Source organism: Cupriavidus sp. KB_39 (assembly GCF_052114485.1).
Classification (GTDB): Bacteria; Pseudomonadota; Gammaproteobacteria; order Burkholderiales; family Burkholderiaceae; genus Cupriavidus.
In genome coordinates this window covers 161364-188336 of sequence record NZ_JBFREV010000006.1, presented here as the reverse complement: position 1 = coordinate 188336, position 26973 = coordinate 161364, and the positions used below count along the sequence as shown (strand labels likewise).

26 protein-coding genes and 2 riboswitches are annotated in these 26973 nt (G+C 68.3%); of the genes, 8 read left to right on the top strand and 18 right to left on the bottom strand.

Features of this window, described 5'->3' with window-relative positions:
- Nucleotides 1–71 precede the first annotated feature (71 nt).
- Nucleotides 72–884 carry a DUF6279 family lipoprotein gene (locus AB4Z27_RS07280; protein WP_092291484.1) on the top strand — a complete coding sequence of 271 codons (813 nt, stop codon included), beginning with the start codon at nucleotides 72–74 and terminating at the stop codon, nucleotides 882–884.
- Here AB4Z27_RS07280 and ttcA read toward each other — a convergent pair.
- The 3 genes from ttcA to AB4Z27_RS07265 form a co-directional block, all read right to left on the bottom strand.
- Nucleotides 877–1821, bottom strand: a complete 945-nt coding sequence (gene ttcA / locus AB4Z27_RS07275) for a tRNA 2-thiocytidine(32) synthetase TtcA (RefSeq protein ID WP_441591396.1) — start codon at nucleotides 1819–1821, stop codon at nucleotides 877–879. The genes AB4Z27_RS07280 and ttcA overlap by 8 nt on opposite strands.
- A gap of 70 nt (nucleotides 1822–1891) precedes the next feature.
- On the bottom strand, nucleotides 1892–2284 hold the full coding sequence (locus tag AB4Z27_RS07270) for a dihydroneopterin aldolase (RefSeq protein ID WP_092291480.1): 393 nt from the start codon (nucleotides 2282–2284) through the stop codon (nucleotides 1892–1894).
- Between the two features lie 64 nt (nucleotides 2285–2348).
- Nucleotides 2349–3167: an SDR family oxidoreductase gene (locus AB4Z27_RS07265; RefSeq protein ID WP_092291478.1), complete on the bottom strand. Its 819-nt coding sequence runs from the start codon at nucleotides 3165–3167 to the stop codon at nucleotides 2349–2351.
- 16 nt (nucleotides 3168–3183) lie between these two features.
- Here AB4Z27_RS07265 and AB4Z27_RS07260 point away from each other — a divergent pair, with 16 nt between their 5' ends.
- Both AB4Z27_RS07260 and AB4Z27_RS07255 read left to right on the top strand, forming a co-directional pair.
- Nucleotides 3184–4362, top strand: coding sequence for a class I SAM-dependent methyltransferase (locus AB4Z27_RS07260; RefSeq protein WP_441644148.1), 1179 nt, complete (start codon nucleotides 3184–3186; stop codon nucleotides 4360–4362).
- A gap of 12 nt (nucleotides 4363–4374) precedes the next feature.
- Nucleotides 4375–4569, top strand: a complete 195-nt coding sequence (locus AB4Z27_RS07255; protein ID WP_092291474.1) for a DUF2905 domain-containing protein — start codon at nucleotides 4375–4377, stop codon at nucleotides 4567–4569.
- 10 nt (nucleotides 4570–4579) lie between these two features.
- On the opposite strand, the gene AB4Z27_RS07250 is transcribed toward AB4Z27_RS07255, so the two are convergent.
- From AB4Z27_RS07250 to AB4Z27_RS07235, 4 genes are all read right to left on the bottom strand, one after another.
- Nucleotides 4580–5830, bottom strand: coding sequence for a multifunctional CCA addition/repair protein (locus tag AB4Z27_RS07250; RefSeq protein WP_441591399.1), 1251 nt, complete (start codon nucleotides 5828–5830; stop codon nucleotides 4580–4582).
- A gap of 7 nt (nucleotides 5831–5837) precedes the next feature.
- On the bottom strand, nucleotides 5838–6527 hold the full coding sequence (locus tag AB4Z27_RS07245) for a glutathione S-transferase family protein (protein ID WP_441644147.1): 690 nt from the start codon (nucleotides 6525–6527) through the stop codon (nucleotides 5838–5840).
- 143 nt (nucleotides 6528–6670) lie between these two features.
- On the bottom strand, nucleotides 6671–7693 hold the full coding sequence (locus AB4Z27_RS07240; protein ID WP_441591401.1) for a complex I NDUFA9 subunit family protein: 1023 nt from the start codon (nucleotides 7691–7693) through the stop codon (nucleotides 6671–6673).
- 83 nt (nucleotides 7694–7776) lie between these two features.
- Nucleotides 7777–9735, bottom strand: coding sequence for a transglycosylase SLT domain-containing protein (locus AB4Z27_RS07235; RefSeq protein ID WP_441591402.1), 1959 nt, complete (start codon nucleotides 9733–9735; stop codon nucleotides 7777–7779).
- Nucleotides 9736–9853: 118 nt separating this feature from the next.
- Here AB4Z27_RS07235 and AB4Z27_RS07230 point away from each other — a divergent pair, with 118 nt between their 5' ends.
- A complete protein-coding gene (locus AB4Z27_RS07230; protein ID WP_441644146.1) occupies nucleotides 9854–10447 on the top strand; it encodes a 5-formyltetrahydrofolate cyclo-ligase in 594 nt (197 codons plus the stop codon).
- Here AB4Z27_RS07230 and AB4Z27_RS07225 read toward each other — a convergent pair.
- The 4 genes from AB4Z27_RS07225 to ahcY all read right to left on the bottom strand — a co-directional run bounded on the left by AB4Z27_RS07225 (nucleotide 10444) and on the right by ahcY (nucleotide 13932).
- Nucleotides 10444–11205, bottom strand: coding sequence for a Mut7-C RNAse domain-containing protein (locus AB4Z27_RS07225; protein ID WP_092291462.1), 762 nt, complete (start codon nucleotides 11203–11205; stop codon nucleotides 10444–10446). The two genes, AB4Z27_RS07230 and AB4Z27_RS07225, sit on opposite strands and share 4 nt — an antisense overlap.
- A 38-nt stretch (nucleotides 11206–11243) precedes the next feature.
- Entirely contained in the window at nucleotides 11244–12074 is an 831-nt protein-coding gene (gene metF, locus AB4Z27_RS07220; protein WP_441591404.1) for a methylenetetrahydrofolate reductase [NAD(P)H], read from the bottom strand.
- Between the two features lie 12 nt (nucleotides 12075–12086).
- The gene (locus tag AB4Z27_RS07215; RefSeq protein ID WP_092291458.1) at nucleotides 12087–12434 is read right to left on the bottom strand and encodes a phage holin family protein; all 348 of its coding nucleotides are present in this window, start codon (nucleotides 12432–12434) and stop codon (nucleotides 12087–12089) included.
- Nucleotides 12435–12513: 79 nt separating this feature from the next.
- Complete coding sequence (gene ahcY / locus AB4Z27_RS07210) at nucleotides 12514–13932, bottom strand: adenosylhomocysteinase (RefSeq protein ID WP_092291456.1); 1419 nt, start codon at nucleotides 13930–13932, stop codon at nucleotides 12514–12516.
- Between the two features lie 110 nt (nucleotides 13933–14042).
- Nucleotides 14043–14114, bottom strand: a riboswitch (S-adenosyl-L-homocysteine riboswitch).
- A gap of 98 nt (nucleotides 14115–14212) precedes the next feature.
- Between ahcY and thiD the strand changes: the two genes are divergently transcribed.
- Nucleotides 14213–15052 carry a bifunctional hydroxymethylpyrimidine kinase/phosphomethylpyrimidine kinase gene (gene thiD / locus AB4Z27_RS07205; RefSeq protein ID WP_092291454.1) on the top strand — a complete coding sequence of 280 codons (840 nt, stop codon included), beginning with the start codon at nucleotides 14213–14215 and terminating at the stop codon, nucleotides 15050–15052.
- A gap of 9 nt (nucleotides 15053–15061) precedes the next feature.
- Entirely contained in the window at nucleotides 15062–15478 is a 417-nt protein-coding gene (locus AB4Z27_RS07200; RefSeq protein ID WP_092291452.1) for a PGDYG domain-containing protein, read from the top strand.
- Here the strand turns inward: AB4Z27_RS07200 and AB4Z27_RS07195 are convergent.
- From AB4Z27_RS07195 to thiC, 6 genes are all read right to left on the bottom strand, one after another.
- On the bottom strand, nucleotides 15475–15909 hold the full coding sequence (locus tag AB4Z27_RS07195; protein WP_092291450.1) for a PaaI family thioesterase: 435 nt from the start codon (nucleotides 15907–15909) through the stop codon (nucleotides 15475–15477). The genes AB4Z27_RS07200 and AB4Z27_RS07195 overlap by 4 nt on opposite strands.
- Before the next feature lie 110 nt (nucleotides 15910–16019).
- Nucleotides 16020–17168 carry a thiamine phosphate synthase gene (locus AB4Z27_RS07190; RefSeq protein WP_441644145.1) on the bottom strand — a complete coding sequence of 383 codons (1149 nt, stop codon included), beginning with the start codon at nucleotides 17166–17168 and terminating at the stop codon, nucleotides 16020–16022.
- Complete coding sequence (locus tag AB4Z27_RS07185; protein WP_092291446.1) at nucleotides 17165–18013, bottom strand: thiazole synthase; 849 nt, start codon at nucleotides 18011–18013, stop codon at nucleotides 17165–17167. The genes AB4Z27_RS07190 and AB4Z27_RS07185 overlap by 4 nt, the downstream gene beginning before the upstream one ends.
- Before the next feature lie 6 nt (nucleotides 18014–18019).
- Nucleotides 18020–18217 (bottom strand): sulfur carrier protein ThiS, encoded by a 198-nt coding sequence (thiS, locus tag AB4Z27_RS07180; RefSeq protein ID WP_092291444.1) that lies wholly within the window; start codon nucleotides 18215–18217, stop codon nucleotides 18020–18022.
- A 26-nt stretch (nucleotides 18218–18243) separates the two neighbouring features.
- Nucleotides 18244–19452 (bottom strand): FAD-dependent oxidoreductase, encoded by a 1209-nt coding sequence (locus tag AB4Z27_RS07175; protein WP_441644144.1) that lies wholly within the window; start codon nucleotides 19450–19452, stop codon nucleotides 18244–18246.
- A 57-nt stretch (nucleotides 19453–19509) separates the two neighbouring features.
- Nucleotides 19510–21387: a phosphomethylpyrimidine synthase ThiC gene (gene thiC, locus AB4Z27_RS07170; RefSeq protein WP_092291440.1), complete on the bottom strand. Its 1878-nt coding sequence runs from the start codon at nucleotides 21385–21387 to the stop codon at nucleotides 19510–19512.
- Nucleotides 21388–21491: 104 nt separating this feature from the next.
- A riboswitch (TPP riboswitch) is annotated at nucleotides 21492–21593 on the bottom strand.
- Nucleotides 21594–21827: 234 nt separating this feature from the next.
- Here thiC and AB4Z27_RS07165 point away from each other — a divergent pair.
- Together AB4Z27_RS07165 and AB4Z27_RS07160 are read left to right on the top strand one after the other, a co-directional pair.
- Complete coding sequence (locus AB4Z27_RS07165; protein ID WP_441591409.1) at nucleotides 21828–23495, top strand: acyl-CoA dehydrogenase family protein; 1668 nt, start codon at nucleotides 21828–21830, stop codon at nucleotides 23493–23495.
- A 175-nt stretch (nucleotides 23496–23670) separates the two neighbouring features.
- Nucleotides 23671–25212 carry a methyl-accepting chemotaxis protein gene (locus AB4Z27_RS07160; protein WP_441644143.1) on the top strand — a complete coding sequence of 514 codons (1542 nt, stop codon included), beginning with the start codon at nucleotides 23671–23673 and terminating at the stop codon, nucleotides 25210–25212.
- A 13-nt stretch (nucleotides 25213–25225) separates the two neighbouring features.
- Here AB4Z27_RS07160 and AB4Z27_RS07155 read toward each other — a convergent pair whose 3' ends face one another.
- Nucleotides 25226–26917, bottom strand: a complete 1692-nt coding sequence (locus tag AB4Z27_RS07155; RefSeq protein WP_441591411.1) for a GMC family oxidoreductase — start codon at nucleotides 26915–26917, stop codon at nucleotides 25226–25228.
- Nucleotides 26918–26973 lie beyond the last annotated feature (56 nt).

The window sequence follows — 26973 nt, the reverse complement described above, 5'->3', positions numbered from 1 at the left end:
TTTGGCGACGGCGCATTTTTGCAGGATTTGCAGCATTTACCGTCGTCCTGGCGCTGGGTGGCTGTAACGCCATGAAACTCGGCTATCAGCAGGGTGACCGGCTCGCCTACTGGTGGGTAGACCGCTACGTGGATGTGACGGACGACCAGGAGCCGCCCACCCGCGAGGCCATCGCCCGGTTCTTCTCCTGGCACCGCCGCGCCCAGCTCCCCGAGATCGCCAACGTGCTGACGCGGGTCAAGAGCGAGGTGGCCGGCCCGGTGGACGCGTCGATGGTGCGCCACGCGCGCGAGGACACCCAGCGGCTGGGCCGCCAGGCCTTCGAGAACGCCATACCCGACCTGGCCGACCTGATGCTGACGCTGACGCCGGAGCAGATCCAGCGCATGGAATCGAAATTCAACGAAAGCAACGCCAAATATCGCAAGGAATTCCTGAAATCGGACCCGCAGGCTCGCTCGAACGCCCGTTTCGACAAGGTCATGGACTACGCCAAGCTGGTCTACGGCAAGTTCTCGGACGATCAGGCGCAGAAGATCCGCGCCGCGATGGGGCCGTACATGCAGGGCGCCGATGCCCGCTATGCGGAGCGCGTGAAGCGGCAGCAGGAATGGCTGGGGATTGCCCGGGAGGTCTCGACGACCCATCCGCCCAAGTCGCAGGTGGAGGACATGCTGCGCAAGTACGCCGACCACTGGCAGCGCCCGGCGGCCGAGCGCGCGCAGATCCGGCAGGCTAACGAGGCCGGGGTGGACCTGACCGTGACCATCGCCAACCTGACCACGCCGGAACAAAAGGCCCACGCGGTGGACCGYTTCCAGAAATGGATCGACGATACCCGCTCGCTGATGCGCGAGGCGGGTCCGTCGCAGGCGTCTAAATAAGAGGGGTGGCCGGGGTATCGGCGCTGGGTGCCTTCTCGGCCAGCTTGTCGAAGCGGACGAACTCCATCCGATTCGGCTCGGCGCTGCCGGTGAAGGTCAGCGCCTGCTGGGTGAAGGTGGTCTCGCCGAACAGCGAGGCCTCGTCCACCTTGGCCAGGCCGGTGGCCAGCCCGGTGAACGGGAACAGGTCGGTATCGGCCAGGTGGGACGGCACCACGTTGCGCAGCGACGCGAAGATATTGTCGATGCGGCCCGGGTTCTCGCGCTCCCAACCCTGCAGCATCTCGCTGACCTTCTTGCGCTGCAGGTTCTCCTGCGAGCCGCACAGGTTGCAGGGGATGATCGGGTAGGCCATCGCCCGCGCGTAGGACGCAATGTCCTTTTCCGCGCAATACGCCAGCGGCCGGATCACGATGTGCTGGCCGTCATCGGTCGACAGCTTGGGCGGCATCGCCTTCATCTTCCCGCCGAAGAACATGTTCAGGAAGAAGGTCTGGACGATGTCGTCCCGATGGTGCCCCAGCGCAATCTTGTTGGCGCCCAGCTCCTTGGCCGTGCGGTAGATCACGCCCCGGCGCAGCCGCGAGCACAGCGAGCAGGTGGTCTTGCCCTCGGGCACCTTCTCCTTGACGATCGAATACGTATCCGCCTCGACGATCACATATTCCACCCCGGTGGACTTCAAATACTCGGGCAGGATGTGTTCCGGGAAACCTGGCTGCTTCTGGTCCAGGTTCATCGCGATCAGCTTGAAGTGGATGGGCGCGCGCTTCTGGAGCGCCATCAGGACCGACAGCATGGTGTACGAGTCCTTCCCGCCACTCATGCAGACCAGCACAGTGTCGCCGTCCTCGATCATGCCGAAGTCGCCGATGGCTTTGCCGGCCAGCGACTGAAGGCGGGTTTCGAGGCGATAGAAGTTAGCGGAGTGACTCATAAGACATACCTGATGCGGGGCGCGGGCCTTGGGAAGCCCGTCGGATGGCCCTGTCGGACGGGCCCGTATTCTACTTGACGTGGAACACCTCGACGCCGACCGAATCGCAGTCCGGGTAGACATCGGGCTTTTCCGTGGAAACGCGCACCGCGCGCACTTTCGGATGCTTCAGCATGGCACGTGCCACGTCATCGCACAGGGTTTCCTGCAGGTGGATGTGGCCCTGGGCCATGCGCGCGGCCACGGTACTGCGCATGAAGTCGTAGTCCACCACTTCCTCGAGCTTGTCGGCCTGCGGCGTGCTCTGGTCCAGCGGCACGAACAGGTCGATATTGACCAGCACGCGCTGCTCGCCCTTCTTCTCGAATTCGTGCACGCCGATATTGATCTGCACTTCATAGTTGCGCAGGAACATGCGGCGGCAGCCTTGCAGGCTGGGGTGGGAAAGCGCGGCGAAGGTCATGGTGGGGCGTCGGGCAGGTGCTGCGGTAAATCGGAAAATGCTTAAAAACGACCGGGGATCGGGATCACTCGGTCAGGAACATCACGTCGCGGGCCAGCGGCATCAGGTGCTGGCCGCCATCGACATACAGGGTGGTACCGGTCACGGCGTGGGCGCCAGCGAGGTAGGCCACGGCCTGGGCGATGTCGTCCGGCGTGGACGACTTGCCCAGCGGCGTCATGCCGTGCGCGCGGACGAAACCGGGGTCGGACTGGTCGCCGGACACCAGCGTGATGCCGGGCGCCACGCCCACCACCCGCAGCCGGGGCGCCAGCGCCTGGGCCAGCTGCACCGTGGCGGTCTGCAGCGCGGCCTTGGACAGCGTGTACGACAGGAAGTCCGGATTCAGGTTGTTGAGCTTCTGGTCGAGCAGGTTGATCACCACGCCGCGCTGGGCGGTCTGGTTGCCATCGGCGCCAAGCGCCTTGTGCATCTCACGCGCCAGCAGCAGCGGCGCGGCCACGTTGGTGCGCATATGGGTGTCGAGCGAGGCGTAGGAGAAGCTCGTCGCCACGTCGTACTGGAACAGCGAGGCGTTGTTGACCAGRCAGGTCGGTACGCCCAGCGCGTCGGCGCAGGCCGCGACYAGCTTGCTGGTAGCGGCTTCGTCGGACAGGTCGGCCTGCAGCACGGCGGCGCGGCGGCCCAGGCCGCGGATCTGCGTGGCGAGSGTCTCGGCTTCGTCGCGCGAGCGGTTGCAGTGGATCGCCACGTCCCAGCCTCGCGTGGCAAGTTCCAGCGCGATGGCACGGCCCAGGCGGCGCGCGCCGCCGGTCACGAGGGCGACGCCGCGCGCGGCGGCAGGGTGGGCGCCGGAGGCGCCAGCAGTCAGGGAATCTGGCATTGCTACAATTCGCGGTATGCAGAAAGTCGCTAGTCTACCCCTTCCCCCCGCCGACGCGCTGGACGCCTCCGCGGCCCTGACCACCTGTATTGGCGACGCCATCGAGGCCGCCGGCGGCTGGATYGGCTTCGATCGCTACATGGCGCTGGCGCTCTACGCCCCCCGGCTCGGCTATTACAGTGGCGGCGCCGCCAAGTTCGGCCGCGATGCCCGGGACGGCAGCGACTTCATCACCGCCCCCGAGTTGACCCCCTTCTTCGCCCGCACGCTGGCCCGCCAGTTCGCACCGCTGATCGCCCTGGACCTGCCGCGCGTGCTCGAATTCGGCGCCGGCACGGGCCGCCTCGCGGCGGACCTGCTGCTCGCCCTGGAAACCGAAGGTGCGCTGCCCGAGACCTACCAGATCCTCGAATTGTCGGGCGAGCTGCGCGTACGCCAGCAGGAAACGCTGGCCGCCCGCGCGCCGCACCTGGCTAGTCGCGTGCAGTGGCTGGACGAGCTTCCCGCGCAGTTCGAAGGGGTCATCGTCGGCAACGAGGTGCTGGACGCCATGCCRGTGCGCCTGTTCGCGCGCCTGGACGGCCGCTGGCACGAGCGCGGCGTGGCGCTGGCCGACGGGAAGTTCACGTTCGAGGACCGTCCGCTGGCAGACAACGCCGTCCCCGACGCGCTACGCGCGCTGCCGGGCGACCACGACATGGTCACCGAGACCCATGCCGAGGCCGAAGGCTTCACGCGGGCGGTGGGCGCCATGCTGACGCGCGGCGCGGCGTTCTTCATCGATTATGGCTTCCCGGCGGCCGAGTACTACCATCCGCAGCGCGCCGAAGGCACGCTGATGTGCCACTACCGCCACCACGCGCACCCCGATCCGTTCCTGTATCCCGGGCTGCAGGACATCACCGCGCACGTCAATTTCACCGGCATCGCCGAGGCGGCGGTGGACGCCGGGCTGTCCGTGGCCGGCTTCGCCTCGCAGGCGCGCTTCCTGATGAACGCCGGGATCACCGAGTTGCTGATGGAGCTGGACCCGACCGACGCCCGCGCCTTCCTGCCCCATGCCAACGCGGTGCAGAAGCTGCTGTCCGAGGCCGAGATGGGCGAGCTGTTCAAGGTGATCGTGCTGACGCGCGGTCTGGACGACGCGCTGCCGCTGGCAGGCTTCGCACGCGGCGACCGCGTTCACGCACTCTGAGGAACAGCCGCCATGCTGCGCTGGACATTCACCATCTTCCTCTGCGTGATCGTGCTGTCGGCCTCGCTGCCGTGGCTGCAGAAGATCGGCCTGGGCAGGCTGCCCGGCGACGTGCGCTTCCGGCTGTTCAAGCGCGAGTACGTGCTGCCGTTCGCCTCGACCATCCTGCTGTCGCTGATCGCGCTGGCGATTGGGAAGCTGCTGTAGGCGTAGCCCTTCAGTCGGGCTCCGCGCCCAGCCCCAGCTTCTCCGCCACCGCCGCGATGCGGGCCTTGTGCACGCGTTCCTTGATCAGGTCCGGCCGGTCCGCGCAGGCCTTGGCGATGGCGCCGGCATCGACCGAGGCCGCCGCTGCCCGTGCCGCCATCAGGCGTTCGGTCTGCGGATAATCCCGATCCTCGAAACCTAGCCGACCACGCGCGTCGGCCTCGCAGGCCGTCAGGGCCTCCGCGAAGCGGTCCGGCTTGCGCAGCGCGTCGCAGCGCTCCACCAGCCGGGTCAGCGCGGCGGCGCCGAATTCCATCGATCGATGGATGTTGCCGTGCTCGCGCGCCACCAGCACCGCCAGGTCGCGGCAGTCGTTCGGCACGCGCAGCCGCTCGCAGACCGCCTCGAGCAGCTTCACGCTGCGCTGTTCATGGCCGATGTGGCGCGGCAGCACGTCYGCCGGCGTGGTGCCCTTGCCGAGGTCGTGGACCAGYGCCGCGAAGCGGATCGGCARCGACGCGCCGGTCGCGGCTGCATGATCGACCACCATCATCACGTGCACGCCCGTATCCACCTCGGGGTGATACTCGGCGCGCTGCGGCACGCCCCAGAGCCGGTCCAGCTCGGGCAGCAGCCGCGCCAGCGCGCCACATTCGCGCAGCACGTCGAACATCCGCGACGGCTTCGCCTCCATCAGCCCGCGCGCCAGTTCCTGCCACACCCGCTCCGGCACCAGCGCGTCGACCTCGCCCGCCTCGACCATCGCGCGCATCAGCGCCACGGTCTCGGGCGCCACGGAGAAGTCATGGAAGCGCGCCGCGAAACGCGCCGCGCGCAGGATGCGCACCGGGTCTTCGGCGAAGGCATCGGAGACATGACGGAACAGCCGCGCGTCCAGATCGCGCTGGCCGCCGTACGGGTCGATGATCGGCCCGACGAGCTGGCCGGCATCGTCCACGGCCTGCGCCATCGCGTTGACGGTCAGGTCGCGCCGGACCAGATCATCCTCGAGCGTGACGTCGGGCGCGCAGTAGAACGCGAAGCCCTTGTAGCCCGCCGCCGTCTTGCGTTCGGTACGCGCGAGGGCGTACTCCTCCTTGGTGCGCGGATGCAGGAAGACCGGGAAGTCCTTGCCCACGGGCTTGTAGCCGGCCGCTTCCATCTCGGCCGGCGTGGCGCCGACGACCACGTAGTCGCGGTCCTGGCTCGGCTTGCCCAGCAACTGGTCGCGGATGGCGCCGCCCACGGCATAGACCTGCATGAAATTCCTAGTGATGGATGATGATGGCGTCCGGATGGTCCGGCACGGTGCGGTACGGCTCGTCGTCGGCCAGGAAATCGCGTTCCTCGCGCGCGGCGGCGATCCATTCTTGCATGGCCGGCAGCGCGAGGATGAAATCGGCGTATTGCTTGGCCGTCTCGGGCAGGTGGATGCCGTAGGTGGCGAAGCGCGAGACCACGGGCGCGTAGAACGCGTCCGCCACCGAGAAGGTGCCGAACAGGAACGGGCCCTCGGCGCCGAAGCGTGTGCGCAGGTCGGTCCAGATCGTGGCGATGCGCTCCACCTCGCGCTGCACGGCCACGTTCCAGCCGCAGCCGGGCAGCACGGCAGTCACGTTCATCGGCAACTGGTTGCGCACGTTGGCGAAGCCCGAATGCATCTCGGCGCAGACCGAACGTGCCAGCGCGCGCGCGGCGGGGTCAGCCGGCCAGAGCGCCTTCTCGGGGAAACGTTCGGCCAGGTATTCCGAGATCGACAGCGAATCCCAGACCGTGACGTCGCCATCCACCAGCGTCGGCACCTTGCCGGCCGGCGAGTACTGGGCGATCTGCGCCGCGAAGCCGGGCGTGCCCAGCCGCACGGGAATCTCCTCGAACGCGATGCCAGCCTGGCGCAGCAGCAGCCAGGGGCGCAGCGACCAGGACGAGTAGTTCTTGTTGCCGATGACGAGTTTCATCGCGATTCCTTGGGGGGCGGGGGGGAGGGAAAATGGCCTGAACCGATGATTCTAGCGAGTGGGCCGCGCCGCCTCCAAATGAATTGCGCTCGCAAGGCTGTGAGCGCAAGTCACATCGGCGTCAGAGGGAGCGATGTTGGGGGTCAGCGGTGCACGCTCTCCCGCATGGCCTGGAGCGCCGCCTCGCGGTTGCGGCCACCCAGCACATCGGTCATCACGGACTCCAGGCTGGCCGGTTCCAGGCCGAGTTCGGCCGACATCGGCGCGTGCAGCACGTTGTCCAGGCGCATCGAGTCGAGGTTGTCGCGCGACATGACCGGGCCGCCGGGCATGTGTTCGAGCACGGCCGCCTGCACGCGCGCCAGCGCATCGGGCAGCGCGATGACCGGGCGCGGATGGCCCGACGCCCGCCCGGCGAAGCGCACCAGTTCCTCGAGCGTGTAGACCTGCGGCCCACCCACCTCGTAGACCTGGCCGACCGTAGCCGGGTTGACCATCGCGCGCAGGAAGGCCTCCACCACATCCATCACGAACACGGGCTGGAAGCGCGCCTGGGCGCAGGCCAGCGGCACCACGGGGGCCATCTGCTGCATCTGGGCGAACAGGTTCAGGAAGTGGTCGTCCGGGCCGAACACGACCGACGGCCGCATGACGGTCCAGTCGAGCCCGCTCTCGCGCACCATGCGCTCGCCCTCGCCCTTGCTGCGCAGGTACATCGACGGCCCCTGCGCGTCCGCGCCGAGCGCGCTCATATGGATCAGCCGGCGAACGCCGGTGCGCTGGCAGGAGGCCACGATCTGGCGCGGCAGGTCTACGTGCGCGGCGGCGAACTGGGGGCCATATGGGTCGCCCCGGTCGCCATGCAGTACGCCGACGAGATTGACGACGATGCCGTCCACGCCGACCGAGCCAATGGCGTCGTCCAGCGCGGCGGCGTCGGCCAGGCCCAGTTCGCAGACTTCCACGCGCGGCAGCAGCAACAGGTGCTGGGCGTGCTCGGCACGACGCGAGCCCACCAGGATGCGCTCTGGCGCGATGGGACTGTCGGGATTGGTGGCGGGATTGCGCGGCACCCCTGAGGCGGAGGCCGCGCCGGCAAGGCGGGAGACGAGGTGGCTGCCGATGAATCCGGCGCCACCGATCACGAGGACATTACTGGTCAGCATGGTGGGCTCCGTGACGGTCACGTAACGCTGGCATCTCTCGATGCGCGCCCGGAGTCACGGCGCCTCCTGCTGGCCCCGCTACATCAAGGCAGGCTGGTGGTCGTGACCGAGGACGGCGCGACCGTTCCCAGGCGGTCTTTGAGAGACTGGGGCCGGCCGCTCATCAATGCAGCATAGTACGTAGCGTTGGAAAGCACATTCTTGACATAAGTTCGCGTTTCCGTGAACGGAATCGTCTCTGCAAAGATCGCGCCTTCTACCGGCCGGGAGAGGCTGCTGCGCCAGCTCTTGGGCCGTCCCGGGCCAGCGTTGTAGCCCGCCGAGGCCAGCGTCCACGAGCTGTCCAGGTCCGTCAGCACCATGCTCATGTAATTTGTACCGAGCAGGATGTTGATATTGGGGTCACTCATCATCGACGGCGAGAAGTCGGTCATGCCGATCTTGCGCGCCACGAACTTGGCCGTGGCCGGCATCACCTGCATCAGGCCATGCGCGCCGGCCGACGAGCGCGCGTTCATGATGAAACGCGATTCCTGGCGGATCAGGCCATAGGCCCAGGCCATGTCCAGGCCCACGTCGTCGGTGGCCCGCTGCATGATGTCCCGGTACGGCATGACGAAACGCAGCGAGAAATCGTGCTCCGCCTTGGTGCGGTCGGCCGTGTTGACGGTGCGGTCGAGCAGTTCGATCTTGCGCGCGTACTCGGCGGCGGCCAGCAGTTCGCGGTCGCTCATGCTGCGCAGCTCCCAGTTCCACTCGCGATTGCCTTCGAAGCGCAGGTTCAGGTCATAGAACTTCTGCGCGCGCACGAAGCCGGGCCGCGTGCGCATGGCCATCGCCTCGGCATCGGAGACCGTGGTGCGCGGCGGCAGCGTGATGCGGTTGCCGAGTTCCTCGGTGGCAAGCTGGCCGTAGAAGTTGAACTGGCCAGCGATGGTCTGGAACTGCGTCTGCGCGTCCGCGGTGCGGCCATCGGCCTTGAGCGCGCGGGCGTACCAGTAGATCCACGCCGGGTCCTTGGCGCGCATCTCGGGGCGCATCAGCTCCACAGCCTGGCGCACCTGCTTCCAGTCGCCCTGGCGCAGCGCGGCGCGCACGCGCCATTCCTGCGATTCATCGGACAGCCACTGGTTGCCGCCCAACGTCATCTGGTTCTTGTAGTAGCCGGCGGCCTCGGGCATCAGCTTCTTGGCCGCGTACTGGCCGATCACGCCCCAGCCGGCGCCCTGCTCGTCGCGCGACAGCGTGCCGCCCGAGGCGGTCAGGTAGGCCGCAGCCTGGGCCGGATCGTTGCGGGCCATCTTGACGACGGTGGCCAGCGTGTCGCTGTCCACGCGTGCGTCGGGCACGGTCGCGGCGATCCTTGCCGCCAGCGTCGTGAAATTCAGTTCGAGCGCCTGGCGTGCCTGGAACGCCACGTCGCTGCGCTGGATCTGCTGGCTCTGCGCCAGATAGCTGATCAGGTCGACACAGCCCTCGCCGTAATAGCGCGGGTCCGCCAGCACCGCGCGCGAATCGGCGGCCACGTTCTTGCCCTTGAGCGCACTCGACAACAGCGCGTAGCACTCCACCTGCGTGTCGTCCTTCAGCACGAACTGTGGGTATTCGACGTCGAAGTTGGCCCAGTCGCGCTTCTTGCCCAGCACCAGCAGCCAGTCATTGCGCATGCGGTCGGCAATCGCCTCGCCCTGGTAACGCTTCAGGAACACGCGCACCTGCTCGTCGGGCGCGTCGATGCGGGCCAGGCCGCTGGCATCGAACAGCTGCGGCTTGATGCGGAAATACTCCACATACGACGGAATCGGATAGTCGACCAGCGTGGCCGAGATGGCGGCCGTGCGGTCCACATCGTTCTTGCGGGCAGCCTCGCGCAGCGCGACAAAGGCATCGTCCGGATTGCTGGGGATGGTCAGCGCGGCCGGCTGCGGCGCCGGGCGCTTCTGGGCGTAGGCCGGCGTGGCCAGCAATGCACCTGTCAACGCCCCCAGTCCTGCCAGCCACGCGGCGCGTTGCGCACGGCGCAGATATACTCCCTTCGGCATTCTTGCTATCCCTTGTTGGTCCGCGCGCGGCGCCGGGGTACCCGGTCGCGCCCCGCGCGTGTTGGTATTCGGATGTCGATCCATCGATCGATCGCGGTGCCGGCCATTATTGCACGCCATGCAGCCTGAACAGGCCCCAGACAACGGGGCAGAAAACCTGCCATTCCTCGAAGAGCGCCGCGCGCTGCGCCGGCGRCTGCTCGCGCTGCGCGCCRGCCTGYCGGATCGCGCCGAGGCCGACGCGCGCATCGGTGCCGCCCTGGCGCCCCTGCTCGAACGCCTGGGCGCGCGACGCGTGGGCTTCTATTGGCCGATCCAGGGCGAATTCGACGCACGCGCCGTCATCGTGCAATGGCTGGCCGGCATGCCGGGCCGCCAGGCCGCGCTGCCGGTGGTCACCCGCCCCGGCACGCCGCTGGACTTCCACGCCTGGACGCCCGAGACGACAATGCGCGCCGGCCACTACGACATTCCCGTGCCCGATGGCACCGAGGCCGTGTTGCCCGACGCGCTGCTCATTCCCTGTGTCGGTTTCAGCCGCGATAAGTTCCGCCTCGGCTACGGCGGCGGCTTCTACGACCGCACGCTGGCGGCCCTCGCAGAAACGCCGGTGTCCATCGGCATCGGCTTCGCGGCCTGCGAGATTCCCTTGCAGGCCCAGCCACACGACCTGCCGATGGACTGGATCGTCACCGAAGGCGGCGCGTTCTAAGCGTTCTCCTCGGCTAGCAATTCGTCCACCAGCGCACGCATCTTGCGCCAGTGCGACCCCTCCCAGAACACCCGCCGGCAGTGCGGGCAGGTGACAAAGCGCGTGTGCCGCGCCAGCACGCCCTCGGGTACGCGGCCGTCCACTTCCGACTTGTCGATCCGATGCAGTGGCACATTGCAGTCCAGRCACAGCGAGAACGGACGCGCACTGCGRGCCAGGTCGAGCCGCCGGAAGACCTCGCGCACCTGGAGCGCCGACTTGATCGCCCGTACATAGCAGCCGTGCGTCACGCCGCGCCGCTTGAGCAGTTCGCGGTCGCGCGTGAGCACGATGCGGCCCTCCTCGGCGGCAATCCGCGCGATCTCGCTGTCTTCGAAATGGTTGTCGTAGAGGGTATCGAAGCCGGTCATGCGCAGCAGGTGCGCCAGGCCGCCCAGATGGGCATCGGCAACGAAACGGGTCTCGCGCAGTGGCTGATCGCGCACGCGGAGCAGGGGCGAGATGTCGAAGGCTTCGAAGGTGGGATAGACGGCCACGCGGTCGCCGTCCTGCACGGGGCGGTCGAATGCCACCGATTCGCCRTTGACCAGGATCAACTCCACCTCGGTGTGCGGCACGCCGAGCGCCTCGATCATGTGCTTGACCGTGGCCGCGCGGGCGCAGGGCACGACGATGTCCTGGTGGCGTCGGGTGCGCGCCAGGAAATCGTTCAGCTCCTCGTAGAAGCGGAAGGTGGCGGTGACGGTGGCGGGAACCATGGGGCGCAGTATGCCCCCATGACCCCGTCCGATGGAAGTTACAGCTTCAGCCGTTCCCAGACCGCCTTGGTGGCGCCGGCGGCGTTGAGCGTGTAGAAGTGCAGGCCCGGCACGCCGGCGGCCAGCAGGCGGTCGCAGAGCCCGGTCACCACGTCCAGGCCGAACGCGCGGATGGACTCCCGGTCGTCGCCGAACGACTCCAGCCGCTTGGCCACCCAGCGCGGCACTTCGGCACCGCACATTTCCGAAAAACGCATCAGCTGCGAGTAGTTCGTGATCGGCATGATGCCCGGCACGATCGGTACGTCCACGCCCAGCGCGCGCACTTCGTCGACGAAACGGAAGTAGGCGTCGGCGTTGTAAAAGTACTGCGTGATCGCCGAATCGGCGCCCGCGCGGACCTTGCGGACGAAATTGTCGAGGTCGTGGCGCGGCGACTTCGCCTGCGGGTGGTACTCGGGGTACGCCGCCACCTCGATGTGGAACCAGTCGCCGGTCTCGGCGCGGATGAATTCCACGAGTTCGTTGGCGTATCGGAATTCGCCGATTTCGCCCATGCCGGACGGCATGTCGCCCCGCAGCGCCACGACATGGCGGATGCCGCCGTCGCGGTACGTCTTCAGGATCTGGCGGATGCTGTCGCGCGTGGAACCCACGCACGAAAGGTGCGGCGCGGCCTCGATGCCATCACGCTGGATCTCCAGCACGGCGTCCAGCGTGCCCTGCTGCGTGGTGCCGCCGGCGCCGAACGTCACCGAGATGTACTTGGGTTGCAGCGGAGCCAGCTGCGCGCGCGTGTTGCGCAGTTTCTCCGTGCCTTCCGCCGTCTTCGGCGGGAAGAATTCGAAGCTGTAGTAGCGGTCTGTCATGCGAATAAAGTCTCAGTCGCGGTCGCCGAGCAACAGGCTCGACAGCACCCACGAGATCACGCTGTACAGGATGGAGCCCAGCAGCGCGGCGCCGAAGCCCTGCACCACGAAGCCCGACAGCAGGTTGCCGACGAACAGGAACAGCAGCGCGTTGATGACGAAGATGAACAGGCCCAGCGTCAGCAGCGTGACCGGCAGCGTCAGAATGACCAGGATGGGCCGGATCAGCGTGTTGACGAGGCCCAGCACCAGCGCGGCGATCATCGCCGAGCCGAACCCGCCCAGCGAGATGCCGGAGATGACRCTTCCGACCAGGAACAGCGAGGCGGCATTGATGATCCAAACGGCCAACAGTCTCATTGCGACTCCTTTTCCAGGTTGCCTGTCGATTTCCCCCCTCCCCCGCGAACGGGAGAGGGGGGGGGACACCTCCCGCCGATCAATAGCGGTAGTGGTCAGCCTTGTACGGGCCTTGCTTCTGCACGCCGATGTACGCGGCCTGCTGCTCGGTCAGCTCGGTCAGCTGCGCGTTCAGCTTCTTCAGCTGCAGGCGCGCGACCTTCTCGTCCAGGTGCTTCGGCAGGGTGTACACGCCCACCGGGTACTTGCCGGTGTCACGCTCGGCCCACAGTTCGATCTGGGCGATGGTCTGGTTGGCGAACGAGCTGCTCATCACGTACGACGGGTGGCCCGTGGCGCAGCCCAGGTTCACCAGGCGGCCCTTGGCCAGCAGGATGATCTTCTTGCCGTCCGGGAACACCACGTGGTCCACCTGCGGCTTGATCTCGTCCCACTGGTACTTTTCCACCGAGGCGATGTCGATCTCGTTGTCGAAGTGACCGATGTTGCAGACGATGGCCTGGTCCTTCATCTTGGCCATGTGGTCGTGCGTGATGACGTGGTAGTTGCCGGTGCAGGTGACGAAGATGTCGCCGTGCTCGGCGGCGTAGTCCATGGTCACCACGCGGTAGCCTTCCATGGCAGCCTGGAGCGCGCAGATCGGGTCGATCTCGGTCACCCAGACCTGGGCCGACAGCGCGCGCAGGGCCTGGGCGCTGCCCTTGCCCACGTCACCGTAGCCAGCCACCACGGCCACCTTGCCGGCGATCATCACGTCCGTGGCACGCTTGATGCCGTCCACGAGCGATTCCCGGCAACCGTACAGGTTGTCGAACTTGCTCTTGGTCACCGAGTCGTTCACGTTGATGGCCGGGAACTTCAGTTCGCCGCGCTGTGCCATCTGGTACAGGCGGTGCACGCCGGTGGTGGTTTCCTCCGTCACGCCACGGATGGCGGCCAGGTTACGGCTGTACCAGCTCGGGTCCTTGGCCAGCTTTTCCTTGATGGCGGCGAACAGGTAGGTTTCTTCCTCGCTGGTCGGCTTGGCGATCAGCGACGCGTCCTTCTCGGCACGGGCGCCCAGGTGCAGCAGCAGCGTGGCGTCGCCGCCGTCGTCCAGGATCATGTTCGGCGTGCTGCCGTCGGTCCAGTCGAAGATGCGGTGCGTGAAGTCCCAGTATTCCTTGAGCGACTCGCCCTTGAACGCGAAAACCGGCACGCCGGACGCGGCGATGGCGGCGGCGGCGTGGTCCTGCGTCGAGAAGATGTTGCACGAGGCCCAGCGCACGTCGGCGCCCAGTGCCACCAGCGTCTCGATCAGCACGGCGGTCTGGATGGTCATGTGCAGCGAACCGGCGATGCGGGCGCCCTTGAGCGGCTGCGCGGCGGCGAATTCGTCACGGATGGCCATCAGACCCGGCATTTCGGTCTCGGCGATGGCGATTTCCTTGCGGCCCCAGCCGGCCAGGCCGATATCGGCCACGAGGTAGTCTTGCTTGAGTTCGGTCACAGCGTTCATGTTTCACTCCGGTGAAGAGTGGCACGCAGGTGACGAGGGGGGACAACGGCCGCATCCCGCGCGAATTGCGGAACGGGCGGATAGGTCGACTCGCCTCCGTGCGGACCACGGATCAGCGAGCGCCGTTGAAACATTCCGAGCCTGGCGGATGAGGGCCATCCGTTGCAACGCTCCTCGGAGTGGCGGTATTGTAGCGTGCCTGTCCGCGCCTGCGGCGCGAGAAACGGACTTTTTTCCCGTCTATTCCTCTTCCAGCCTCCCTGCCATCCTGCCCGCCCACATGCTTTCCACGCCACCCCGCACGCTGACCATCGCCGGTTCCGACTCCGGCGGCGGTGCCGGCATCCAGGCCGACCTGAAGACTTTCAGCGCACTCGGCTGCTTCGGCATGAGCGCGATTACCGCCATCACGGCGCAGAACACGCTCGGCGTGACCGGCGTGCACGCCATTCCRGCCGACATGGTGGCCGCCCAGATCGATGCCGTCGCCACGGACATCGGCGTGGACGCGGCCAAGACCGGCATGCTCGGCACGGCCGCCATCGTCGAGGCCGTGGCCGATGCGGTGGACCGCCACGGTATCCGCCAACTGGTGGTGGACCCGGTGATGATTTCCACGTCTGGCGCCACGCTCTCGGACGACGCCACCAGCCAGGCCATGGTGCGGCTGCTGTTCCCGCGCGCGCTGGTGGTCACGCCCAACCTGCCGGAAGCCTCCTACCTGCTCGGCCGCCGCATCGCGCGCCGCGCGGACATGGAGACCGCTGCCGCCGACCTGCTCGCGCTAGGCTGCCAGGCCGTGCTGCTCAAGGGCGGCCATCTGGAAGATGATCGGGACGATGGCCCGCACGGCCGGGGGCTCGACGACCTGCTGATGCTGGCCGATGGCACGGTGCGCGTGTTCACCCATCCGCGCATCGACACGCCGAACCTGCACGGCACCGGCTGCACGCTGGCGGCCGCCATCGCYGCGCAACTGGCCCGTGGCGACGCACTCGCCGATGCCATCAGCACCGCGCTGGACTACGTGGCGCAGGCCATCGCCGCCGGGGCCCGGCTGCGCATCGGGGCCGGGAACGGCCCGCTGAACCATGCCTTCGCGCCGCGCGCGCTGGGTTGAGGACCGACCATGCAGACTTTGAGCGATATCGACCTGCGCACCGATCCGGCCGCGGCCCGCTATATCAAGGAGGAAGTCGTCCAGGTGACGTTTGCCGCAGAGCCCGGCGAGCTGGTGAGCCGGGAAGGCCCCAACCGCTACCAGCCCGGCGACGCCATCGTGACCGGCGCCACGGGCGACCGCTGGGTGGTCTCGCGCGACCGCTTCGACGCGCGCTACCTGCCGGTGGACGGCGGTGGCTGGCGCAACCGGCCGGTGCCGGTGCTGGCGAAGGAGATGACGGTGCCGTTCGCCATCGCGCGCTCGGCCGGCGGCGATGTGCTGACCGGCAAGGCCGGCGACTGGCTGATGCAATACGCGCCCGGCGACTATGGCATCACCGAGCGCGCGCGCTTCCTGGCGGTGTACCGCCGGATGGAGGATTAGTTGCCGCCGGCCAGCTGCACGAGCTTGAACGCGGCGCGGGCCACGCACACCACGGTGCCGGCCGCGTCACGCGCCTCGCCTTCGCAGAAGGCGATCTTGGCGCCGCGCCGGATGCAGCGCGACTCGAAGGTCAGTTCACCGCGCGCGGCGGCCAGGAAGTGCGTGGACATGTCGATGGTGATCACGCCCACGTCGAGCGGCGAGTAGGACCGCGCCGCGCCGCTGAGCGTGAAATCGAGCACGGCCATCAGCGTGCCGCCGTGCACATCGCCCCGGCTGTTCACGAGCGCCGGGTTGGCCGGCAGGCGCGTGCGGCACTTCCCCTCTTCCATATGTTCCGGCTGCAGGCCCAGATGCCGCATCAGCGGAATGTCGATGCCGAAATACGGCTTTTCCGGGGTGCCAGGGGCGACGGGCTTGATCTCGTTCACGGCTGTTTCCTCTCTGCTCCGGGTTCCGTATGGCGGAACCTCGATCCATTGTGTTCGGTGGAGCGGAGAGGATATGCGGATTTCAGGGGCCGTGCCAGCCGGCTGGGCGGTCAGCGCCCAAACAATGCGGTGAGCGAGGCCACCGCCGCCGGCACGTCGCTGGMCTCGGTCACCGCGCGCACCACGGCGGCGCTGCCGACGCCCACGTCGAGCACTTCGCGCAGATTGCTCCCGTTCACTCCGCCGATGCCCACCAGCGCGGGCACCACCGGCTGCATCAGCGCCACATAGGCCCGGAAGCGGCCCATGCCCTGCGGCGCGGTCGGCATGACCTTGGTCGTGGTCGGGAAGATCGCCCCGAGCGCCAGATAGCTGGGGCCGATGGCGGCCACGCGCAGCATCTCGGCGTAGCCGTGGGTGGACACGCCCAGACGCAGCCCGGAGGCGCGAATCGCCTCGAGATCGGCCTCGTCGAGGTCTTCCTGACCCAGGTGGATGCCGTAGATGCCGCTGTCGCCACCCATCGCCGCATGGTGGTCGAGCGCCACGCGCCAGTGATCGTTGATGAACAGGCGCGATGCCTGCCCCTTGGCGGCCTTGGCGGCGCGGGCCACTTCGGCCTTGACCGCCGCCGCGTCATCCGACTTGAAACGCAACTGCACGGTCGGCACGGCCAGCGGCACCAGCCGCTCGATCCACTCCGCGCTCGGCACTACCGCGTACAGGCCGAGGTCCGGCGGGCACGGCGCGAAGGGCTTGGGCGATGCGTCGGGCGAAGCCAGCGCGGCGTGGCGCACGCGTGGGAAGCGGGCGAAATCGGTCGGCCAGTCCTGGCGGCCCGGCTGCCACGCGCGGGCGATGCACAGCGCGTCGTGGGCCGGGAAGTGCAGCGCCAGCGCCGCCAGCAGCACGGCCACGAAGGCTGGCGGGTGCGGCGTGTCGCCATCGTTGTCATCGGCCTGGGCGGGGGCATCCAGCACCCAGGTGCCCATCGGCGAACGCACCGTGTCGATCCAGCGGCCGCCCTCGCGGTCGGTCTCGATCAGCACCGCGCCGGCTGCGGTCAATTGGGCGATGGCGTCCGCCGTGGCTTCGCCATCGGCCAGCACGACGTCGTGGCGGCCCGGCGCGGCCGGRGCGTTGGCCAGKGGCCATGCACGCCACGGGGCGTCGTCATGGCCGAAGGTGGCGCCAAAGCGGGCGACCAGGGTGTCGAACAGCGSGGAATCGATGGCCGCGGCCACGCCGGGGCGCGTCATGCGCGGTCCTCCGCGCCTTCGGCGTGCCAGAACGGCATGCCGACCACCGGCGTGCTGGCCTGCGCCACGTCGCGCTCGGGCATCGGCCCGGCCAGATAGGCGGTGCGGCCGGCCTCCACGGCCAGCGCGAATGCGCGGGCCATGTTCACCGGGTAGGCGGACTGTGCGACGGCGGTGTTCAGCAGCACGCCGTCATAGCCCCACTCCAGCACCTGCGCCGCATGCGACGGCAGGCCCAGCCCGGCATCGACGATCAGCGGCGTGTCCGGCAGGCGGTCGCGCAGCGTGCGCATGGCCAGCGGATTGGCGGCGCCCCGGCCCGTGCCGATCGGCGCAGCCCACGGCATCAGCGCCTGGCAGCCCACGTCCAGCAGGCGGCGGCACAGCACCAGATCCTCGGTGCAGTACGGCAGCACCTTGAAACCTTCCTTGATCAGCGTCTCGGCCACGGCGGGCATGTTCAGCGTGTCCGGCTGAAGCGTGTAGTCGTCGCCGATCAGTTCCAGCTTGATCCAGTCGGTCTCGAAGACCTCGCGCGCCATCATCGCCGTGGTGATGACTTCCTGTGCCGTGAAGCAGCCGGCGGTATTCGGCAGCACCGGCACGCCCAGATCGCGCAGCATCTGCCAGAACGCCTGGCCGCCGAGCGTCTGGCCATCACCGCCGCCCACCGCACTCTGGCGGCGCAGCGCCACGGTGATCATGGCGGGACGGCTGGCTTCCACGGCCGCCTGCAGCGTGGCCGGCGACGGATAACGCGCGGTGCCGAGCAGCAGGCGCGAGGCGAAGGATTCGCCATAGAGCACGAACGGGTCGCGCAGGGTTTCAGCGGGTTCGAAAGTCATGATGGATCAGCCTCCCGTCACGGGTTGCACGAGGTCGATGTGGTCGCCCGCCGCAAGCGGCGTGGCGGCATGGGCGGTGCGCGGCACGAACTGGCCGTTGACCGCCGCGGCGAACGGGGGCGCGATGGCAGCCGCTGTCACCGCGTCCGCCAGCGTGGCGGCCTCGGGCAGGTTCAGCAGCTTGCCGTTGAGCATAATTTCCATGATCTGGGCGGGTTCTGGGCGTGTTCCTAATGCAGCAGGCTGCCCAATCCGGGCACCGCCGTGCCGCGCACSTGGGCGGGCTCCTCGACGGACTGGATCAGGCCCGGCCAGCGCAGCGACGCCGGCACCGCGTGCGCGGCCGGGTCGCCGGCCAGCAACGCGCGCACCACGGCGCAGGCGGCCTCGGTCACGGCCGGCGCAATCAGCCAGCCATGCCGGTACAAGCCATTCACACGCACCACGCGCGCCTGCTGGTCCACGCGGATCGCCGGCAGGTGGTCCGGCCGCGTGGGCCGGCGCTGCACGTTCAGCTCCAGCACGCGGGCCTCGCCGAACGCGGGGTGCAGCGAGTGCGCCGCCGAGAGCAGTTCCAGCGCGGAACGCACGCTCATCGGCGAGTCGTCCTCGCTCTCGATTTCGGTCGCGCCGATCACGTACAGGTCGTTCGGCTTGGGCGCGATATAGATGGGGTAGCGCGGATGCAGCAGGCGGATGGGYCGATGCAGCTTCACGTCGGGCGCGTGCACGCGCACCACCTCGCCGCGCAGGCCGCGCAGGCCGGGCTTGACCACGCCGGGCTCGGCCGTTGGGTCGCACCACGCGTCTCGCGCGCCCAGGCCGCGGCAGTCCAGCACCACGTTGGCGCGGATGTCGAACTGGGGCAGCAGGTCGATATCGACATCGCCAGCCTCCCAGATGCAATGCACGCCTTCCTTGACCGCGCAGTCGAGMAGCGCGCGCAGCGCGCCACGGTTGTCCAGCTGGCCTTCGCCCTTGAGCAGCAGGCCCTGCGGGAAGCGCCCGGCCAGCTCCGGCTCCACGGCAGCCACGCCGGCGCCGTCGAGCACGGCCAGCCGCTCCCGCACCAGTTCCGGCGGCGCCACGGCGCGCATGCGGCCCGTGAACAGCGACACCTCGCTGCGGTCCCGCGCGTGCCAGACCACCAGCGTGCCGTCTTCCTGGAAGAACACGGGCTCGGGCAATTCCTGGATCCAGGCACGCCACAGGTCAACGCTGGCCATGCCGAGATCGACGATACGCCGCTCCGCGATGGCCGACTCGGCCAGCGGGGCAAGCATGGCGGCGGCCACATGGGCGGCCGCGCCGGTGCCGTCGGGGCCGCCACGCTCGACCAGCGCCACGCGGGCACCGGCACGCACCAGCAGCCAGGCGCACAAACGCCCGGCCAGGCCGGCGCCAAGAATGGCGACATCGAAGGACTTTACTGCTGTCATGGGTGTATTCGCCGCGGGCGCCCGGGTGGGGGTGGCGCCGCGCGGTCTCCAGTTGAATTACGAGTAAATCTTCGAGCCGGACTTCACGAACTCGATCGATTTCTCCTCCATGCCGCGCTCGGCTGCGGGCAGCGATGCCGCGTAGTCGCGCACTTCCTGGGTGATCTTCATCGAGCAGAACTTCGGGCCGCACATCGAGCAGAAATGCGCGATCTTGGCGCCCTCGGCCGGCAGCGTGGCATCGTGGAACGAGCGCGCGCGCTCCGGATCGAGGCCCAGGTTGAACTGGTCTTCCCAGCGGAACTCGAAGCGGGCCTTGGACAGCGCATTATCGCGCAGCTGCGCGCCCGGCCAGCCCTTGGCGAGGTCGGCGGCGTGGGCGGCAATCTTGTACGTGATGATGCCCTCGCGCACGTCTTCCTTGTCCGGCAACCCCAGGTGCTCCTTGGGCGTGACGTAGCACAGCATGGCCGTGCCCATCCAGCCGATATTGGCCGCACCGATGCCGCTGGTGATGTGGTCGTAGCCGGGGGCGATGTCCGTCACCAGCGGTCCGAGGGTGTAGAACGGGGCCTCGTAGCAGTGCTTGAGTTCCTCGTCCATATTGGCCTGGATGCGCTGGAGCGGCACGTGGCCCGGGCCYTCGATCATCACCTGCACGTCATGCTCCCACGCCTTGGCGGTCAGCTCGCCCAGGGTGCGCAGTTCGCCGAACTGRGCGTCGTCGTTGGAGTCCGCGATGCAACCCGGACGCAGGCCGTCGCCGAGGCTGAACGACACGTCGTAGGCCTTCATGATTTCGCAGATCTCGTCGAAGTGCGTGTACAGGAAGTTTTCCTTGTGGTGCGCCAGGCACCACTTGGCCATGATCGAGCCACCGCGCGAGACGATGCCCGTCACGCGGTCGGCCGTCATCGGCACGTAGCGCAGCAGCACGCCGGCGTGGATCGTGAAGTAGTCCACGCCCTGCTCGGCCTGCTCGATCAGCGTGTCGCGGAACATCTCCCAGGTCAGGTCCTCGGCGATGCCGCCGGTCTTGTCCAGCGCCTGGTAGATCGGCACCGTGCCGATGGGCACCGGCGAGTTGCGCAGGATCCACTCGCGCGTCTCGTGGATGTGCTTGCCGGTGGACAGATCCATGATGGTGTCAGCGCCCCAGCGGATCGACCAGACCATCTTTTCCACTTCCTCGGCCAGCGAGGAGGTCACGGCCGAATTGCCGAGGTTGCCGTTGATCTTGACGCGGAAGTTSCGGCCGATGGCCATCGGCTCCAGTTCCGTGTGGTTGATGTTGGCGGGGATGATGGCGCGGCCGGCGGCGATTTCCTTGCGCACGAACTCCGGGGTCATGTCCTCGGGGCGCAGCGGCAGGTTCGCGCCGAGCGCGTTGCCCGGATGCTGGCGCAGCAGGGCCTTGTACTCGGGCTTGTCGTAGAGCGCCTGGAGGTTCAGCGACTCGCGCAGCGCCACGTATTCCATTTCCGCCGTGATGATGCCCTGGCGCGCGTAGTGCATCTGCGACACATTGGCGCCCGCCTTGGCACGGCGCGGGTTGGTCAGCTGGGCAAAGCGCAGGTGCGCCGTGGCCGGGTCATTGGCGCGGTCGCGGCCATATTCGGACGACAGGCCCGACAGCACCTCGGTGTCGCCGCGCTCCTCGATCCAGCGGGTGCGCACGCCGGGCAGGCCGGACTTCAGGTCGATATGGATGTCCGGGTCGCTGTACGGGCCCGAAGTGTCGTAGACGGGGATCGGCGGATTCGCCATCTCGCCCTTGTCGGTGCGCGTGGACGTCTGCAGGATCGTGCGCAGCGGCACGCGCAGGTCCGGACGGCTGCCGGTCAGGTAGGTCTTGCTGGAAGCCGGGTAGGCGAATTTCTGGTCGAGATCGCTCTCGAGCGATTCAAACGATGCGGCGGGGGCAGTGCGGGCCATGGGTGTCGTCCTCTCTCTTGCGGGGGATGGACGAAACCAGGAGCCCTGTGAGCCCGCTGCGCGGCAGAGCCGGCGGCGAGGTCCCGTTGCGGGACAGGAGCTGTTCGGTATTCAGTGAAACTTCCCACGCCGGTACTAGCCGGATCGGGTTCGAAGGGACTCTCTCAGCCGCACGGCCCATCCGTACGGCACCCCTGTTTCATCCAACGGGGTGAATTTAAGCACAAGCCCCCGCCCGGCGCCACCCGGAATTTCGTTGCGACTGCCGTGCATGATGGTATCGACTGGRTATCGACTGACCAATGCTGCGCTGCACGATGGCGGACGATGTGGACGTCCCAGCGCATTTTGCCCGGGAATGCGCGCGTTTCCCGAACGCGGCAGTTGCCGTACCATCGGCCGTACCATCGACGCAGCCCGCCCCATCTCCAGGAGCCGCCATGTCCGATTCCAGCGCAGCGACCCACGCCGTGTTCAATCAGGTGCCGGACCTCTCCGGCTACAACCTGTTCGAGACCGACCCCGGCCTGCGGGCCGCGCTGGAACGGCTCGGTGGCGGATGGCACGCCGGCGCGCTCGGGGCCTTCGGCGCCCGGCTTGGCGAACCCGAGGTGCAGGCGTGGGCCGCCGATGCCAACCGCCTGACGCCGGAACTCCACACCCACAGCCGCACCGGCGAGCGCATCGACGCGGTGACCTTCCATCCATCCTGGCACGCCCTGCTCGGGCTGCTGCGCGGCCAGCAGTTGCAGGCGCTGCCCTTCGCCCAGCCGCGCCCCGGCGCCTGGGCCGCGCGCACGGCCGGCTACTTCCTCCAGGCCCAGGTGGAGTCGGGCTCGCTCTGCCCCACCACCATGACGCTGGCCAGCATTCCGGTGCTGCGCAAGGAACCCGCGCTGTTCCGCGACCTCGAACCCCGGCTCTATGCCGCCGAGCACGACGCCCGCGACCTGCCCTGGCGCGACAAGACCGCCGTGATGATCGGCATGGGCATGACCGAGAAGCAGGGCGGCTCCGACGTACGCGCCAACACCACCGTCGCCCTGCCCATGCGCGGCGAGGGCCGGGGCGCCGAATACGCGCTGACGGGCCACAAGTGGTTTTTCTCCGCGCCGATGTGCGACGCCCATCTGGTCGTGGCGCGCATGGGTGGCCCCGAGGGGCCGCTCTCGTGCTTCTTCGTGCCACGCTTCCGTGACGATGGCAGCAAGAACCCGATCGAAATCCAGCGCCTCAAGGACAAGCTCGGCAACCGCTCCAACGCGAGCAGCGAGGTCGAGTTCCGGGGCGCCACGGGCATCCTGATCGGCGAGGAAGGCCGCGGCATCCCCACCATCATCGAGATGGCCACCAACACCCGGCTCGACTGCGTGATCGGCAGCGCGGCCCTGCTGCGCGCGGCGCTGGTGCAGTCGCTCCATCACGCGCGCCACCGCATGGCGTTCGGCAAGCTGCTGGCCGACCAGCCGCTGATGCGCAACGTGCTGGCCGACCTCGCTCTGGAGTCCGAGGCCGCCACGCAGATGATGATGGCCCTCGCCCACGCCTTCGAGCATGCCGACGACGACCCGCTCGCCGCCGCGTGGAAGCGCGTGGTCACGCCGGCCGCCAAGTTCTGGATCTGCAAACGYGCGCTGGAAGCCACTGGTGAGGCCATGGAGGTCTGGGGCGGCAACGGCTATGTCGAGGAAGGCCCGATGGCGCGGCTCTACCGCGAGGCGCCGGTCAATTCGATCTGGGAAGGCTCGGGCAACGTGATGTGCCTGGACGTGCTGCGCGCCCTGCAACGCAATCCCGACGATGGCGCGCGCGTGCTGCAGGACCTCGCCCGCCTCTCCCACGGCCATGCGGCGGTGCGTGCCGAGTTGGCCTCGCTGCAGGGCATGCTGCGCGAGCCTGCCGATCAACTCGAAGCGAGCGCGCGCCGCTTCGCACAGGGTCTGGTGCTGACCGCGCAGGCGGCGCTGATGATCGCGCAGGCCGACCCGGAATCGGCCGAACTGTTCGTCGCCAGCCGGCTCGGSCGGCAGCACGGGCGCGTGTTCGGCACGCTGGATGCCGATCCCGTCACATTGCAGCGCGTGGCGGATCGGGCGTGGCCGGCTTGATGGCGGAACTGCCCGTTTTTGTCCGGAAATCGCACTAGAAAATGGCGCAGCGCATCAAAAGCCGCTTCAGGGGTAGCGAGGGGCGCCGTAAACGTTGAGGCGACGGGCTACGAGCCTGCCTGCAYTCCAGTCGCCACTCCGAGCACTGCGACAAAGCATGTGCCGTCCACACCCCATGAATATCAGTCAACGCCTGCTTCTCACGCTGTCCCTCGCCGTGTTCGCCCTTATATCTGTCGGCTTCGGCGGCATCTGGCAACTCAACCGGTCCGAAGACCGCCTCGAATACTTCAACGACAACACGCTCGCCAGCGTACGGCACCTGAACGGCGTCTATGACGCCGTGGCGTCGATGCGCGTGTTGCTGCATCGCCACGCGATGACCGACGACAACGTCGCCAAGCAAGAGGCCGAGGTCTCGCTCGACAAGGCCAGCAAACGTTTCGACGAACTCATCGCCACCTATGAGCGCGAAGACATCTCCGACGACGCCGACCGCAAGCTGCTGGAGGCGGACCGCGAGGCCGCGAAACAGTATCGTGCCGAATTCGCCACTTTCCTCGACCGCTCCAATAACAACGACTACGCGGCCACGCAGAAGATGCTGACCGACGGCACGCTGAATGCGTCGTATCGGGCACTTCGCAAGGCCATCGACACGCACGTCGAATACAACACCAAGATGGGCGACGCCGCCGTGGCAGAGAACAAGGCCCAGCACACCCACGTGGTGCGGCTGTTCCTGRTCGTCATCGCGCTYGTGGTGGGCTTCATCGTCTTCATGGCCGTGTCGCTCTATCGGCGCATCAAGCACAGCCTGGCCGACATCCAGGGCACGCTCGAGCACGTGAGCCAGACGCTGGACCTCGACCATCGCGCGCCGGTGGCGCGGATGGACGAGATCGGCCAGACCGCGCACGCCTTCAACGCGCTGATCGAGCGCGTGGCGCAGACCCTGCGCGAGGTGCGCCAGTCCACCGATTCGGTCGGCGTGGCCGCCGGGCAGATCGCGGCCGGCAATGTGGACCTGTCGTCGCGCACCGAGCAGCAGGCGGCGTCGCTCGAGGAAACCGCGTCGAGCATGGAAGAACTGACCACCACCGTGCGCCAGAACGCCGAGAACGCGCGCCAGGCCAGCTCGCTGGCGGCCAACGCCGCCGAGGTGGCCGACGCCGGCAACCAGGCSGTGCAGCAGATGGTGGACACGATGGGCGCCATCAGCGGCAGCTCCGAGCGCATCGCCGAGATCACCAACCTGATCGAGGGCATCGCCTTCCAGACCAACATCCTCGCGCTGAACGCCGCCGTGGAAGCCGCCCGCGCCGGCGAGCAGGGCCGTGGCTTCGCGGTCGTGGCCGGCGAGGTGCGCAGCCTGGCGCAGCGCTCGTCCAGCGCCGCCAAGGAAATCAAGGAGTTGATCGAGGCCTCGGTGAACACCGTGCGCACCGGCTCGACCCAGGCCCACGGCGTGGGCGGCACGATGACCGAGATCCGCCAGGCCGTGAAGCGCGTGTCGGACATCATCTCGGAGATCGCCGCTGCCTCGCAGGAGCAGAGCGCCGGCATCGAACAGGTGGGCCACGCGGTGGGCCAGATGGATCAGGTCACGCAGCAGAACGCCGCGCTGGTCGAGGAAGCCGCCGCCGCCGCCCAGTCCCTGGACGAGCAGGCCGGCAAGCTGCGCGACTGCGTGGGGCAGTTCCGGATGGCCGGCTGACGTTCGACCGGCTTCAGTCCGCCGCCACGCCAGCGACCGACTCGCGGATACGCAGCGTCACGCGCGGCGCGTAGCGGATCAGGTCGTGCGCGCGCTCGCCGATCATGATGGCGGGCGCGTTGGTGTTGCCGCCGACCAGCGTCGGCATGATCGACGCATCGACCACGCGCAGCCCCTCCACGCCGCGCACCCGTAGCTGCGGGTCCACCACCGCCAGCGGGTCCATGCCCATGCGGCAGGTGCCCACGGGGTGGTAGATCGTGTCCGCCTGGCGGCGGATCAGCGCGCGCACGGCGTCATCGTCGCTGCCATCGAGCCGCAGGTCCGCCGAATACAGCTCCCGGCCGCCAAACGCGGCCAGCGGGGGCTGGTCGAAAATGGCGCGCACGATGCGCAGCCCGGTGACCATCCCTTCCATGTCTTGTGGATCGGACAAGTAGCGCGGATCGATGGCYGGCGCCTCGCGCATATCCGCCGACACCAGCCGCACCACGCCCCGGCTGCGCGGGCGCAGCAGGCAGACATGGCAGGAATARCCATGCCCGCGATTGACGCGGCGCATGTGGTTGTCCGCCATCCCCACCACGAAATGCAGTTGCAGGTCCGGCTCGTCGAGGTCCGGGCGGCTGCGCACGAAGGCGCCCGCCTCGGCGAAATTCGACGTCATCATGCCGGCGTTCTCGCGGCGGTAGCGCCGCATCTCGGCCAGCAGCCGCCAGGCCCCGGCCAGCGAGATCCCGAACAGCGCCGTGGCCGCCACGCGCTTGTGCAGGATGATGTCGAGATGGTCCTGGAGGTTCTCGCCCACGCCGGGCAGGTCGTGCACCACGGCCACGCCGTGCCCGCGCAGGTGCGCCGCCGGGCCGATGCCGGACGCCATCAGCAGCTGTGGCGAGCCGAACGTGCCGGCGCTGACGATGACCTCGCGGCGCGCGCGCAGCACCACCTCGACCCCATCGCGCCGGGCCAGCACGCCCACGGCGCGCCGCCCTTCGAACAGGATCCGCAGCACCTGCGTGCCGGTCAGCACATGCAGGTGCGAGCGCCCGCCGTTGCAGGCGCGGTCGCGCACGTTGCCGCCGTGCAGGTAGGCGCGCGCGGCGTTCCAGCGCTCGCCGTTGTGCTGGGTCACCTGGTACCAGCCGGCGCCCTCCTGCTCGTCGCCATTGAAATCGTCATTGCGGGGCAGGCCGGCAAGTTCGGCGGCATCGAGGAAATGCTGGCCGAACGGGTTGGGCGARCASAGGTCGCTGACGTGCAGGGGGCCGGTGCCGCCGTGCAGTGGATCGTCGTCGTGACCGGCCACGCGGGCGTTGCATTCGGCGCGGCGGAAAACGGGCAGGACGTCGTCCCACGACCAGCCGTCACAGCCGGCGGCGGCCCAGCCGTCGTAGTCAGCCGGGCGGCCCCGCATATAGATCATGGCGTTGATCGACGATGACCCGCCCAGGCCCCGGCCGCGTGGCTGGTAGCCGCACCGGCCGTCCAGCGCGGCCTGCGGCACGGTCTCGTAGCCGTAGTTGCGGCGGCCGGCGCGCGGCAGCATCGCACCGCAGCCGGCGGGTGTGCGCACCAGCACATGGTGATCGTGGCCGCCGGTTTCGATCAGGCCGATGGAGTCGGTGCCGCTGTCGGCCAGCCGGCCGGCGAGCGCGCAGCCGGCCGAGCCGGCCCCCACGACGAGATAGTCAAAGATCGCTTCCATCTGTCTCCTCGCCTGCCTGTGTCCCCGGGCCACCGCGAAAATCCAGTGTAGGCGCT

Coding starts and splice junctions, on each gene's coding strand:
- ahcY (WP_092291456.1), bottom strand. CDS start 13,932: ATGAACGCTGTGACCGAACTCAAGCAAGACTACCTCGTGGCCGATATC.
- thiS (WP_092291444.1), bottom strand. CDS start 18,217: ATGGAAATTATGCTCAACGGCAAGCTGCTGAACCTGCCCGAGGCCGCC.
- AB4Z27_RS07185 (WP_092291446.1), bottom strand. CDS start 18,013: ATGACTTTCGAACCCGCTGAAACCCTGCGCGACCCGTTCGTGCTCTAT.
- AB4Z27_RS07255 (WP_092291474.1), top strand. CDS start 4,375: ATGCTGCGCTGGACATTCACCATCTTCCTCTGCGTGATCGTGCTGTCG.
- metF (WP_441591404.1), bottom strand. CDS start 12,074: ATGACAGACCGCTACTACAGCTTCGAATTCTTCCCGCCGAAGACGGCG.
- AB4Z27_RS07240 (WP_441591401.1), bottom strand. CDS start 7,693: ATGCTGACCAGTAATGTCCTCGTGATCGGTGGCGCCGGATTCATCGGC.
- AB4Z27_RS07235 (WP_441591402.1), bottom strand. CDS start 9,735: ATGCCGAAGGGAGTATATCTGCGCCGTGCGCAACGCGCCGCGTGGCTG.
- ttcA (WP_441591396.1), bottom strand. CDS start 1,821: ATGAGTCACTCCGCTAACTTCTATCGCCTCGAAACCCGCCTTCAGTCG.
- AB4Z27_RS07200 (WP_092291452.1), top strand. CDS start 15,062: ATGCAGACTTTGAGCGATATCGACCTGCGCACCGATCCGGCCGCGGCC.
- AB4Z27_RS07245 (WP_441644147.1), bottom strand. CDS start 6,527: ATGAAACTCGTCATCGGCAACAAGAACTACTCGTCCTGGTCGCTGCGC.
- AB4Z27_RS07270 (WP_092291480.1), bottom strand. CDS start 2,284: ATGACCTTCGCCGCGCTTTCCCACCCCAGCCTGCAAGGCTGCCGCCGC.